Here is a 13,292-nt window from a genome sequence, read left to right as displayed (position 1 = left end):
CGAGAGAGTGAAAGTAAGGGGTGCCGACGTGATCGGCGTCTGCGAACGAAGAGTTCACGGGGAATTCAGGAACCGGCAACCGGCCAGAAGAATCCTTACACCGGCCAACTCTGCGGTCAACTCAGCCAGTTGCCAGGCTCGGCCCGCGCAGGCCTCCCGTTGCGCCCGGGCGCGGCATCCCCCATGGTGTTCAGTGGTGGTCGATCGCCCGCGCCGGGGCGGATTCGGGGGCAGATGAAGAAGTGGTCCGTCGTCCTGATCCTCAGCGCGGCCCAGTTCGTGATGGTCCTGGACGGCACGGTGATGAACGTGTCGATCTCGACGGTGGTGGCCGATCTGCACAGCACGGTCACCGCTATGCAGTCGGCGATCACGTTCTACACCCTGACCATGGCATCGGTGATGCTGCTGGGCGCCAAGCTCGGCGACGTCTGGGGTCGCCGCCGCGCGCTCGTGATCGGCTCCCTGATCTATTCCGCCGGCTCACTGACCACGGCGCTGAGCCCGAACATGGCGGTGCTGTTCCTGGGCTGGTCGATCTTCGAGGGGCTCGGCGCCGTCCTGGTGATCCCCGCGGTGGCCGCACTGATCGCCGACAACTACGACGGCCGGGATCGGATCACCGCATTCGCGGTGATCGGGGCGGTCTCCGGTGGCGCGGTGGCTGCGGGACCGCTGATCGGGGGCTTCATCACGACGTACCTCAACTGGCGGTGGGTGTTCGCCGGCGAGGTCGTCATCATGATCATCGTGGTGCTCTTCGCCGGGCGCATCGGCGAAACGTCCTCGCGCCGCAGCATCCGGATCGATCTGCTGAGTGTGCTGATGTCCGCGGCCGGCCTGGTGGCGGTCGTGTACGGGATGCTGCAGACCAAGACCTGGGGATGGATCGTGCCGCTGCACTCCCCCGAGGTCGACGGCGTCGAGATCGCTCCGCTCGGCATCTCGTTGAGCGCGTGGCTCATCCTCGCCGGCATCGTGCTGCTCGTCCTGTTCTTCTCCCGACAGCGTCACCTGGTCGCGGCCGGCCGCGAGCCGCTCCTGCACGTGGACCTGCTCTCCATCCGGCAGCTGCGCAGCGGGCTGAGCGTTCTGGGCGCGCAGTACGCGATCACCGCCGGCCTGTTCTTCATGGTGCCGGTGTACCTGCAGATGACCCTGGGACTGGATGCGCTGGAGACCGGCGTGCGGATCTTCCCGCTCTCGGTCTCGCTGATCGTCTTCTCATTCGTGGGAACCCGGTTGTCGTCGCGATGGTCCCCGCGCCGGATCGTGCGAATCGGCCAGTGGATCCTGGTCGCCAGCTCGATCCTGCTGCTGACCGCCGTGGAGCCACAGCTGGCCGGCCTCGCCTTCGGTGCCGGCATGTTCTTCGCGGGGACGGCGCTGGGACTGCTGGCCTCTCAGCTGGGCAACGTCAACATGTCGGCCGTGACCGAGAAGGACACCAGCGAGGTCGGCGGTCTGCAAGGCGTGTTCCAGAACCTCGGCTCCTCTCTGGGCACCGCGCTGATCGGCTCGATCCTGATCGGCGCCCTGGCCACCTCTTTCGCCGGCGGGGTGGGCGCCAGCGACCTGTCCGAGCAGACGAAGTCGATCGTCGACGAGCGCACCGAGGGTGGCGTCGCGATCGTGCCTGCCTCGAGCGTCGACACGATCGCCGGCGAGGCGGGGCTGGACAGCGACGACGCCACCACGCTCGAGCAGATCTACGTGGATTCGCAGCTCACATCGCTGCGGATTGCTCTGTTCGGTCTGATCGTGCTGGCCGTCCTCTCGCTGCTGGTCTCGCGTGGCATCCCGAACCAGGTGCCGCTCCCGCGCGCGGCGGCTCAGCCGGCTCCCCCGGGCTAGCGGCGACCGTGCGCCGGAATTCGTCGGATACCGTGGGACGGTGACCACCGACGCCGTTCCCCCCAGCCCGCCCGTCGCCGCGCGCAATCCCGTCATCCGCAGCCATCACGGCGACGACGTGCAGGACGCATACGAGTGGTTCCGCGGCAAAGAGGACGCCGCGGTCCTGGCGCACCTGGAGGCCGAGAACGCCTACACCCGCGCGCGCACCGCGCACCTGGCCGGACTGCGGGAGGAGATCTTCACCGAGATCAAGGGACGCACGCTCGAGACCGATCTGTCCGTGCCGACGCGCCGCGGCGACTGGTGGTACTACGGCCGCACCGTCGAGGGCAAGCAGTACGGCATCCAGTGCCGCGCGCCACTGGCCGCCCCGGACGACTGGACACCGCCGGACTTGGCCGGCGACGCGCCGGTCGCCGGCGAGCAGGTCCTGCTCGACGGGAACGTCGAAGCGGACGGCCACGAGTTCTTCTCGCTCGGCAGCTTCGAGGTGACCACCGCCGGTGACCTCATGCTCTACGGAGTGGACGTCGCCGGCGATGAGCGCTACACCGTCCGGGTGCGCGACCTGGTCTCCGGCGCGCAGCTGCCCGACGAGATCCCCGACACCTTCGCGGGCGCGACGTTCTCGCCCGACGGCCGGTTCATCGTCTACACGACCGTCGATGACGCGTGGCGTCCGGACACCGTGTGGCTGCACGAGCTGGGCACGCCCGTCCAGAGCGACGAGAAGCTCTTCCACGAGCCGGACGAGCGGTTCTGGGTCGGCGCGGGCTTCACCCGCAGCGACCGCTTCCTCGTGATCGGGATGGGCTCGTCCATCACCTCCGAGGAATGGCTGGTGGATGCCGGCGACCTGCGTTCCGCGCCCCGTGTGATCTGGCCGCGCAGGGAGGGCGTCGAATACGACTCCTCGCATGCCGTCATCGACGGCGAGGACGTGCTGTTCATCCTGCACAACGACGGCGCTCTGGATTTCGAGCTGGTCCGGGTGACGGCATCCGATCCCACCGGAGCACGCGAGATCGTCGTGCCGCACCGTCCCGGGCAGCGCCTGCTGGGAGTTTCGACGTTCCGGGACTGGGGGGTCATCGCCTATCGCCGCGCCGGGCTCGCCCGGCTCGGGATGCTGGACTACTCGGACGGGTCCGTCGCGGAACTCGAGTTCGACGAGCCGCTGTACTCCGTCGGCAGCGGCGGCAACCCGGAGTGGGCTCCGCCGCTCATCCGCCTCGGCTACGGCTCCTTCGTCACCCCCGGCACCGTGTTCGACTACGAGGTCGCCACCGGCGAGCTGCTGCTGCGCAAGCGGCAGCCCGTGCTGGGCGGATACGAACCCGAGGACTATGGGCAGGCGCGCGTGTGGGCGACGGCGCAGGACGGCACGCAGATCCCGCTCTCACTGGTCTGGAAGCGCTCGTTCGGCGAGCCCGGCCAGACGTCCCGTCCGGTTCACCTGTACGGGTACGGCTCCTACGAGCACTCGATCGAGCCGGGCTTCTCGATCCCCCGCCTGTCGGAGCTGGATCGCGGCGTGATCTTCGCCGTCGCGCACGTGCGCGGTGGCGGGGAGATGGGGCGCCAGTGGTACGAGGACGGCAAGCTGCTGAACAAGCGCAACACGTTCACCGACTTCGTCGACAGCGCGCGGCATCTGATCGACCACGGGTACACCAGCCCGGACCGCCTGGTCGCCGAGGGCGGCAGCGCGGGCGGGCTGCTGATGGGCGCGATCGCCAACCTCGCGCCCGAGCTGTTCGCCGGCATCCTGGCGGATGTGCCGTTCGTGGACGCGCTGACCACGATCCTGGACCCGTCCCTGCCGCTCACGGTCATCGAGTGGGACGAGTGGGGCGATCCGCTGCACAACGCGGACGTGTACGCGTACATGAAGTCTTACTCGCCGTACGAGAACGTGCGATCGGATGCCGCGTACCCGAAGATCCTCGCGGTGACCTCACTCAACGACACCCGGGTGATGTACGTCGAGCCTGCCAAGTGGGTGGCGCGGCTGCGGGAGGTCGGCGCCGATGCGCTGCTGAAGTGCGAGATGGTGGCCGGCCACGGCGGGGTCAGCGGCCGGTACAACGCGTGGCGGGAGCGCGCGTTCGAGCTCGCCTGGCTGCTGGATGTCTTGGGCGTCGCTGACGCCTGACCCGTGCCCGGGTGCGGGCCGGGGTCTGGGGCTGGGGCTGGGGCTGGGTCTGGGTCTGGGTCTGGGTCTGGGTCTGGGTCTGGGTCTGGGTCTGGGTCTGGGGCCGCGGCCCGGTGCCCGCGCCGCGGCATCCGTCCCCTCTGCGCGTGTCCCGGTTGTTGTTGCCACCGGGGCGCTGGGGCAACAACAACCGGGACACAGCAATCGGGCGACCGCTCCTCCCCAGGGCAGCTCCGCGCCGGACATACGCACCGACCCGGCGGCGTGGGCATGAGGAGCCGCGGCACCGGATCATGATTCAGGATGCCGCGTCCCTCAGAACTACCCGACGACCTCCGCGATCGCGGGTTCAGCTTCGCCGAGGCGATTGCCGCCGGCGTCACGCCGCAGCGGCTGCGCGCCGCCGACCTGTCCGCGCCGTTCCACGGCATCCGAATCGCCGTGACTGCGGACCAGGACGCTCCGCCGTCGCTGCGCCACCAGTGCGAGGTGATCGCCCCGCGGCTCAGGGACTTCCAGTTCTTCAGTCACGAGACCGCGCTCGCCCTCGTCGGAGCACCGCTGCCGCGGTGGCCGCACCGTCCCGGCATCCACGTGTCCGCCCACCGTCCAGCCCGCGAACCACGCACGCGGGGTGTCGTCGGGCACCGGCTGCAGACCCGTGAATCCGCCGTGACGCTCGTGGACGGGCTTCCCGTCGAGCACCCCGTGCGCGCCTGGCGCCAGGCCGGGATCGCCTGGGCGATCGATGATCTGATCGCCGCCGCCGATTTCCTGATCGCCCGCCGCCGCCCGCTGGCGACGATCGACGAGCTGCGCGAGGAAGTGCGGACGATGGGAGACGTCTCCGGACGCATGCTCGCGCGGGCGCTCCGTGAGGTGCGCGCAGGGGCGGAGTCGCCGGAGGAGACCCGGCTTCGACTCGTCCTCACTCGCAACGGCCTTCCGGAACCGGAGCTGAATTGGGAGCTGCGGGATGACCGCGGACGGCTCATCGCCCGGCTGGACCTGGCGTATCCGGCTCTTCGCGTCGGCGTGGAGTATGACGGTCGCGTGCACGCGGATGACCCGCGCCAGTTCGAGGCCGACGCCGATCGATGGAGTGCGATCGCGCGCGCGGGGTGGACCCACGTGCGGATCCTGCGTCATCACATGCGCGGGCGTCCTCCCCGCGCGGTCGACATGGTCCGCGACGCCCTGTATGCAGCGGGCTGGGCGCGCCCACGAGGTGGGTGATAGCCCCCGCTCCCACCCCGGCGGCACGGCCGCGGCGGCACGGCCCCGGCGGGAGGGCCGCGCTGGCCGCGTCCCGCGACCGGCGATGTCCCAGTCGTCGTTGCCTGCGGGCGTCCCCGCACCGGCGCAGCCACCCGTGTCCCAGTTGTCGTTGCCTGCGGAGCCTCCGAGCAACAACAAGTGGGACACCCAGGGTCAGCGGATGCCGGAGCGTCCGCCTCACAGCCGCCGCAGCCCCGCACCGCCCCGGCCGCCGCGGCCACCCGTGTCCCAGTTGTCGTTGCCTGCGGAGCCTCCGAGCAACAACAAGTGGGACACCCAGGGTCAGCGGATGCCGCAGCGTCCGCCTCACAGCCGCCGCAGCCCCGCACCGCCCCGGCCGTGTCCCACTTGTCGTTGCCTGCGGGGCCTCCGAGCAGCAACAAGTGGGACGCGCGAGCGGGAGGCTCAGCCGAAGAGAGCTGCGGCTTCTTCGTAGCGGTACAGCGGGACAGTGTTGAGCTCCCCGAGCGCGTCTGCGAACGGGACGCGGACGATGTCGGTGCCGCGCATCGCGACCATCTGCCCCCATGAGCCCTCCACGATCGCATCCGCGGTGTGCAGACCCAGACGGGTGGCCAGCACGCGATCGAACGCGGAGGGCGATCCGCCGCGCTGGATGTGCCCGAGGACGGTCGAGCGCGTCTCGATGCCGGTGATCCGCTCGATCTCGGGTGCGAGGACCTCGCTGATGCCTCCGAGCCGGGGACGGTTGAACGCGTCCAGGCCCTTGTCGCTGTAGGCCCCCTCCATGCCGGTGAGCGTGAAGCCCTCCGAGACGACCACGAGGGGCGCCCGGCCGCGGTCGTGCGCCTTGGACACCAGGTCGCAGATGTCCTCGATCGACATCGGCACCTCGGGGATGCAGATGGCGTGCGCGCCCGCCGCGATCCCCGCATGCAACGCGATCCACCCCACGTGCCGGCCCATGACCTCGGCGACCATGCATCGCTGGTGCGAGTCGCCGGTGGTGCGCAGCCGGTCCATCGCCTCCGTGGCGATGTTCACCGCGGTGTCGAAGCCGAACGAGTAGTCGGTCCCGCGCAGGTCGTTGTCGATCGTCTTGGGAACGCCCAGCACGTTGATGCCATCCCTGGCGAGCCGGTCAGCCGCTGCGAGGGTGCCCTCGCCGCCGATCGCGACGATGCCGTCGATACGGTGCCCGTACAGCGTCTTGGAGATGTTCTCCGCCCCGCCGCGGGGCCCGTCGTACGGGTTGGTGCGGCTGGTGCCGAGGATGGTGCCGCCCACCTTGGACAGACCCTTCACCTCGTGCCGGGTGAGGGGGAAGAAGTCGGCATCCACGACGCCGCGCCACCCGTCGCGGATGCCGACGAACTCGACGTCGTAGTTGGTCGTTCCCTTCAGCACGATGCCCCGGATGACCGCATTGAGTCCGGGGCAGTCGCCGCCGCTGGTCAGGATGCCGATCTTCATGGGTGTGGTCCTCGCTGTCGGATTTCGATCGGGCGGCGCTGCCACCCCCGACCCTACCGCCGGGGGTGCGGCCGCCGCATGCGTCGGCCGGTGACGCTAGTCCGCCCCGAGCGCCTGACGCACCAGGTGCATCAGCGCCGAGAGCTGCACGGAATCGCTCGACTGCGGGTCGACAGCTTCGCCGTCCAGCGCACGCTGCGCCAGCCCCTGCTTGGAGTCGATGAGTTCGGCGATCTTCGTGTCGATCGTGTGCGCCGCGATGATCCGCCACGCGGTGACCGGCTCGTCCTGCCCGATGCGGTGCACCCGGTCGATCGCCTGCGTCTGCTCGGCGGCGGTCCAGGACAGCTCCGCCAGGACCACGTTGGATGCCGCCTGCATGTTCACCCCGACGCCTGCCGCGGTCAGCGAGCAGACCGCGACGCCGATGTCCGGGTCGTTGTTGAACGCGTCGATCGCCTGCTGGCGGGCCGGAGTGGTCTGGTCGCCGCGCACCGAGATCGTGCGCAGACCCGCGGCGGCGAAGTGCGCCTCCGCGGCATCCATCACGTCGATGTGCTTGGCGAAGAAGACGACCTTGCCGACGGATCGCTGCAGCTGCACGGTGTAGTCCGCCGCCAGCAGCGCCTTGGCCTGTCCGATCTTGCGGACCATGGTGAAGACGTTCTCCGAGCCGGTGCCGGCAGCCTTGGACTCGTCCAGTTCGTTCTGGGCCACGAGTCGCACGATGTCCGGATCGATCTCGCCGGGTGCCAGCCCGCGGGCTCCACGGGCGTCGATGATCCGGCGGTACCGGTCGGCCAGACGTGCGCCGAGCTCACGCTCGGCCTGGCGGATGCTGCGCCCGAACTCGTCGTCCAGCTCGACCGGAAGATCGGCCACGAGCTTGTCGGGCAGGTCGGCGGCGACGTCCTTCTTCTTGCGCCGGACGATCCCCATCGAGATGACCGCCTTGCGGGCTTCGGGATAGAACGCCTTGTCGGCCGGAGTCAGACCCGTCTCGTCCAGGCGCTCCATCAGGAGCGGACCGGGCTTCTCACCCGTGGTCCAGCCGAGGAAGCGCCAGATCGCGTCGAAGTCCTCGACGTCGTTGATCAGCGGTGTACCGGTCAGCGCCAGCAGGAGCGGGTCGCGCACCTGCTCGCGGATGCGGGCGGCCAGGGCGAGCACGTTCTGCGAGCGCTGCGAGCTGAGGTTCTTGATGAAGTGCGCCTCGTCGACGACCATGCCCTTCAGCCCGATCGAGCTGAGCCAGGCCAGGTGACGGTCCAGGATCTCGTAGTTGACGATGAAGACGTCCGCGAAAGCGTCGACGTCCTCGCCGTCGCCGGAGATCACGGTGGCGCGACGCTGCGGCGTCCAGCGCTCGACCTCGCGGGCCCAGTTCATCTTGACCACGTTCGGCACCACGGCCAGCAGCGGGTAGGCGCCCGCGACGGATGCCGCGAGTACGGATTCCGCGGTCTTGCCCAGTCCCGGCTCGTCAGCGAGCAGGAACGTGCGGTGCCCGGCCCGGACCGATTCGAGGAAGCGCGACTGGTGCACCATGATCTCGGAGCCCTTGGGCGAGAGCCGGTCGAACTCGGGAACCGGGGGAAGCTCCATCGAGGCCTGCCCGCCGCCGGCGCCGGTTTCGAACGCCTTGTACAGCGGCCCCATCAGCTCCCAGCCGTCCAGGCGACGACGCGGCGTCTCCTTCGGCGCGTGGGAGGTCAGATCCGGGGCGAGGAACGGATTGGCCATCTGCCGGGACTCGATGCTCGGAGGGATGACCTGGCGCTCGGCCAGGGCGGCCGGCACCACGGTCGCCGTCTGCGGGGCGACGTCGGTGATGATCAGTTCGTCCGGCGCCAGTTCGGCACCGGATTCCAGCAGCCAGTCGCGGCGCATCCGTCGTGCGACCGGCGACGCCGCCTGGTCGACCTCCAGCAGCTGGATCAGCGACGTGTCGCGTGCGGCGGTCTTGGCCAGGATCGTCGCGACCCCGTCCAGCCGCTTGAGCAGCTCGGCACGGGCCGCGTCGGCCAGCTCGGTGTCCGCCTTGACCCGCGCACGCTCTTCACGCACCAGGAAGGCGATCACCTGGAACTTGACCCGGTTGGTGGGCCCGAGCTTGCCGCGCTGGGCCTTCGCCTCCACCTCACGCACCTTGCGGGCGAGGATGGGGATGATCGGCGCCTCGTCGTCGCGGCGCGAAGACGAGGGCTTCCTGCGGCGCTGTGCCGCAGAGCCGTGGGCGGCAGTTGCCGTGGTCGGCATGCTCCTCCTGAGCGTGTGTACCGGATACTCCGGCGGATGACCGGTCGGGACCGGAGATGTCGGCGTGCTCCCGCGGGCGGCATACGCCGTCACGAACGCGGGACGGGATGTCGCCGCCTCCGGGCCGCGGGCACTCGCTTCTGCGAGCTGCGGCCGTGTCGGGACGAGATCCTCGCGGACCAGTCTAGCGGAATCGCGCGGGTTTCAGCCCCAGAGGGTGGCGACGATGTCTTCGGTGTATCCCTCGGGCGCGAAGTTGATCGTCGCAGTCGAGACCCAGCCGTTGCCGCGCAGGACGTGCGTCTCGGTCAGCTCCACCTGATTGTCGTCGAGGTCGATGACGGTCTGCGTGTATCGGCAGATGGTGCCCTCGCCGCTGGGCTCGCAGGCGAACCCGGAGTTCGCGAACGCGTCCAGGAGCGCTGTGGACTGTGCGGCGTCGACGAGGGAGACGTTCGTGGCCAGGCCCGTCTCGCTGGGCAGGCCCCACGAGCAGCGGATGGTCGGGATGCCGGAGCTGAGGATCTCGAGCGCTCCGACCACCTGGGTGGAGGTCATCGTGACGCCGGGGTCGTTCAGTGGCGCCTGCTCCTGCAGAGCGGCGAGCATCCCCGGGGAGTAGAGCTGTTCGCACGCCGTCGGCAGCTCGATGGAGTCACCGGCGGCGGCTGTCTCGGTCGGGGTCGGAGTCGGGGCGGCGGTCGCGGACGGGGTCGTCGAGGGTGACCGACTCGCGGTCGGCGACGGCTCGGGCTGACAGCCGGCCAGGCCGAGGCACAGCGCGATCGCCGCTGCGACGCCGGCGGCGGCGCGCGCGGGCGCCGAGCGACGCGAGGACGCGGGGGACATGGAACCTCCGGTATCGGGATCCCGGTCGATGGCTACTGCTGGACGGCGACACTCTGCTGCCACGTTGACAGTGTTGCGGGATCGTCGGTCACGATACCGTCCACACCGAGGGCGGTGACCTCATCCCACTGCGTGTTGCTGTTGAGGGTGTACACGACGACCCGGATCCCGGCCGCGTGCAGCTCGTCGACGATCTCGGAACGATCCAGGAGCGCGCGGCGGCTCACCACGATCCCGCGCACCCCGGCCTCCCGCGCCGCACGGACGAGGTCGCGCGGAAGGTGACGCAGGATGAAAAGCCGCGGGACCACCGGCGAAGCCGTGCCGACGGCGGCGAGGGTCCGCGCGTCGAAGCTGGAGACCGCGATGCGCCGCTCGAGCCGGCGCACCGTCACCTCGGCCATCAGCGCCGCCACGGCCGCGGCATCCCACTGTCCCTTCAGCTCGACGATGGCGCGGTGGCTGGAGTCCGCCAGAACGTCGAGGAACTCGTGGAACGTCGGCACCGGCGTGCCGGCGTACTCGTCGGAGAACCAGGACCCGGCATCCAGTGCCTGCACCTGGGCGAGGGTGAGTGTGGACAGGGCGCCGGAACCGTCCGTGGTGCGGTCCACGGTGACATCGTGCATGAGCACGGGATGCCGGTCGGCGGTGAGGGCGACATCCACCTCGACGTAGTCGAAGCCGCCCGCCAGCGCAGCCGAGATGGCCGGGAGGGTGTTCTCCGGGGCTGCCGCACCGCCGCCGCGGTGGCTGGCGATGAAAGCCGCCTCACCTGCTGTTCGGGTCGAACCGAGCAGCTCCGTCGCACTCACGCGCGCCGGCGTCGCCCCCAGGAAAGCGATGATCAGGCTCGCGACGGCGAGCACGCCGACGATCAGCAGCGCGTGCAGCCGGCTCCGGAGCGGATCGGCGACGGGGTCGTCGGGCATCGGGCATGTCCTCCGGCGGTTCCCACGTCCGCGTCGACGTGTTCGACCACCCTACATGCGTCGTTACCTTTCCGTTATCGAGCCCGTGCGGGGTCCGTCAGAGCATGCTCTTGGTATGCCAGACCGTCTTGGTCTCGGTGAAGGCGCTGATCCGGTCCAGACTCGGGGCCGCGGCATCGGGGCCCTCTTCGGGAGTGAGGACACGCTTCAACGTGTCCGCCGCCGCGATCTGCAGGTCCACCCAGTCCAGGCTTCCCGCTCCGACCAGGTCCAGGGCGTTCACGTCCGCGTGGGAGGCGAGCCAGGGTGCGATCTCGGCCGGTGAGCCGGTGAGGACGTTGACCACTCCCCCGGGCACGTCCGAGGTGGCCAGCACCTCGGCCAGGGTGATGGCCGACAGCGGCAGCCGCTCACTGGCGACCACGACGACCGTGTTGCCGGTCACGAGCGGAGGGGCGACGGCGGACACGAGCCCGAGCAGGGAGGAGTCCTGCGGCGCGATGACGGCGACCACCCCGGTCGGCTCGGGCACCGAGATGTTGAAGTACGGTCCTGCGACGGGGTTCGCATTGCCGGTGACCTGCGCGTGCTTGTCGGTCCACCCGGCATACCAGACCCATCGATCGATGGCCTCGTCCACCTGTGCCGATGCCGCGGCGACGCCGGCGCCCTCGAGGCGCACGATCTCGTCGATGAACTGCGCGCGTCGGCCCTCGAGCAGTTCGGCGATCCGATACAGCACCTGACCGCGGTTGTACGCGGTCGCGCCCGACCAGGCCTTCAGCGCGCCGCGCGCGGCCACGATCGCGTCGCGGGCGTCCTTGCGCGATGCCTTCGCGACGTTCGCGAGGAATTCGCCCTTGGTCGTTTCGATCGCGTAGGTCCGTCCGGATTCGCTGCGCGGGAAGGCGCCCCCGATGTACAGCTTGTAGGTCTTGGGTACGGCGAGGCGGGTCATCGCTTCGCTCCCTTCTTCGCGGCGCGCGGGGTTCGGGCGGCAAGCGACGGCGCCGGGGCGGCGGCGATCGCCGCGCGGCCGGCACGTGGAGCTGATGAGCCCGGGGCCAGGTAGGCGGCCAGCCCGTGTCGGCCGCCCTCGCGGCCGTACCCGGACTCCTTGTAGCCGCCGAACGGCGACGCGGGGTCGAACCGGTTGAATGTGTTCGCCCAGACCACACCGGCGCGCAGACGGTCGGCGACGGCGAGGATGCGGGAGCCCTTGTCGCTCCAGATGCCGGCGGACAGCCCGTACGGAGTGTTGTTGGCCTTGGCGATCGCCTCGGCGGGGGTGCGGAAGGTCAACACCGACAGCACCGGCCCGAAGATCTCCTCGCGTGCGATGCGGTGACTGGCCTGGACGTTGGTGAAGATCGTCGGCGCGAACCAGAATCCGCTGTCCGGGATCACGCAGTCGGCGCTCCACCGCTCCGCGCCCTCGTCTTCGCCGACCTTCGTCAGCGCGCGGATGCGATCCAGCTGCGCGCGCGAGTTGATCGCGCCGATGTCGGTGTTCTTGTCCAGCGGATCGCCGAGGCGCAGGGTGGACAGCCGCTGCTTGAGCCGGTCGATGACCTCGTCATGCACGCTCTCCTGCACCAGCAGCCGGCTTCCCGCGCAGCACACATGGCCCTGGTTGAAGAAGATGCCGTTCACGATGCCCTCGATCGCCTGATCGATCGGCGCGTCGTCGAAGACGATGTTGGCGGCCTTGCCCCCGAGCTCCAGGGTGAGCTTCTTGCCCGAGCCGGCGACCTGCTTCGCGATCGCCCGGCCGACGCCGGTGGAGCCGGTGAAGGCGACCTTGTCGACATCGGGATGCGCGACCAGGGCCGCGCCGGTCTCACCCGCGCCGGTGATGATGTTGACCACGCCAGGGGGGAGGTCGGCCTGCTGCAGGATCTCGGCGAAGACGAGCGCCGACAGCGGGGTCGTCTCGGCCGGCTTGAGCACGACCGTGTTGCCGGCGGCCAGTGCGGGGGCGATCTTCCACGCCAGCATCAGCAGCGGGAAGTTCCAGGGGATGACCTGTCCGGCCACGCCGAGCGCCCGCGGATCGGCGCCGAGCCCGGCGTAGTCCAGCTTGTCGGCCCACCCCGCGTAGTAGAAGAACCAGGCCGCGACCAGAGGGACGTCGACGTCGCGGCTCTCCTTGATCGGCTTGCCGTTGTCCAGGCTCTCGGCCACCGCGAGCTCCCGCGCCCGCTCCTGGATGAGGCGCGCGATCCGGTAGAGGTACTTTCCGCGATCGCGGCCGCTCATCTTCGACCAGGTCTTGTCGTAGGCGCGGCGTGCGGCGGCGACGGCAGTGTCGACGTCGGCCTCGCTCGCGGAGGAGATCATCGCGATGTGCGACTCGTCGGCGGGCGAGATGGTCGCGAAGCTCGCGCCGGTGCCCTCGACGAACCTGCCGTCGATGAACAGCCCGTACTCGTCCCGCAGATTCAGGATGCTGCGCGACTCGGGCGCGGGGGCGTATTCGAGGAATGTCATGGAATCCCTTTCGAGGAGCCGCCGACGGCGGCGATGCG

General features: G+C 69.9%; 9 protein-coding genes. 3 read left to right on the top strand and 6 right to left on the bottom strand.

What is annotated here, in order from left to right; genetic code table 11:
* Positions 1-234: 234 nt before the first annotated feature.
* From QNO12_RS04550 to QNO12_RS04540, 3 genes are all read left to right on the top strand, one after another.
* The gene (locus QNO12_RS04550) at positions 235-1,854 is read left to right on the top strand and encodes an MFS transporter (protein WP_257502748.1); all 1,620 of its coding nucleotides are present in this window, start codon (positions 235-237) and stop codon (positions 1,852-1,854) included.
* Positions 1,855-1,894: 40 nt separating this feature from the next.
* Positions 1,895-4,012, top strand: a complete 2,118-nt coding sequence (locus QNO12_RS04545; RefSeq protein ID WP_257502749.1) for a S9 family peptidase — start codon at positions 1,895-1,897, stop codon at positions 4,010-4,012.
* A 303-nt stretch (positions 4,013-4,315) separates the two neighbouring features.
* Positions 4,316-5,248 carry a putative endonuclease domain-containing protein gene (locus QNO12_RS04540; RefSeq protein ID WP_257502750.1) on the top strand — a complete coding sequence of 311 codons (933 nt, stop codon included), beginning with the start codon at positions 4,316-4,318 and terminating at the stop codon, positions 5,246-5,248.
* Between the two features lie 447 nt (positions 5,249-5,695).
* On the opposite strand, the gene QNO12_RS04535 is transcribed toward QNO12_RS04540, so the two are convergent.
* From QNO12_RS04535 to QNO12_RS04510, 6 genes are all read right to left on the bottom strand, one after another.
* Positions 5,696-6,724, bottom strand: coding sequence for an ATP-dependent 6-phosphofructokinase (locus tag QNO12_RS04535; protein WP_257502751.1), 1,029 nt, complete (start codon positions 6,722-6,724; stop codon positions 5,696-5,698).
* 96 nt (positions 6,725-6,820) lie between these two features.
* A complete protein-coding gene (locus QNO12_RS04530) occupies positions 6,821-8,983 on the bottom strand; it encodes a DEAD/DEAH box helicase (protein ID WP_257502752.1) in 2,163 nt (720 codons plus the stop codon).
* 204 nt (positions 8,984-9,187) lie between these two features.
* On the bottom strand, positions 9,188-9,832 hold the full coding sequence (locus tag QNO12_RS04525; RefSeq protein WP_257502753.1) for a hypothetical protein: 645 nt from the start codon (positions 9,830-9,832) through the stop codon (positions 9,188-9,190).
* 32 nt (positions 9,833-9,864) lie between these two features.
* Positions 9,865-10,764, bottom strand: a complete 900-nt coding sequence (locus tag QNO12_RS04520) for a glycerophosphodiester phosphodiesterase (protein WP_257502754.1) — start codon at positions 10,762-10,764, stop codon at positions 9,865-9,867.
* Positions 10,765-10,861: 97 nt separating this feature from the next.
* Complete coding sequence (locus QNO12_RS04515) at positions 10,862-11,722, bottom strand: aldehyde dehydrogenase family protein (protein WP_257502755.1); 861 nt, start codon at positions 11,720-11,722, stop codon at positions 10,862-10,864.
* Positions 11,719-13,254, bottom strand: a complete 1,536-nt coding sequence (locus QNO12_RS04510; RefSeq protein WP_257502756.1) for an aldehyde dehydrogenase family protein — start codon at positions 13,252-13,254, stop codon at positions 11,719-11,721. The genes QNO12_RS04515 and QNO12_RS04510 overlap by 4 nt, the downstream gene beginning before the upstream one ends.
* Positions 13,255-13,292: the final 38 nt, after the last annotated feature.

The sequence above is a fragment of the Microbacterium sp. zg-B185 genome, assembly GCF_030246885.1.
Lineage (GTDB): Bacteria > Actinomycetota > Actinomycetes > Actinomycetales > Microbacteriaceae > Microbacterium.
This window is presented reverse-complemented; position numbering and strand designations above follow the sequence as displayed.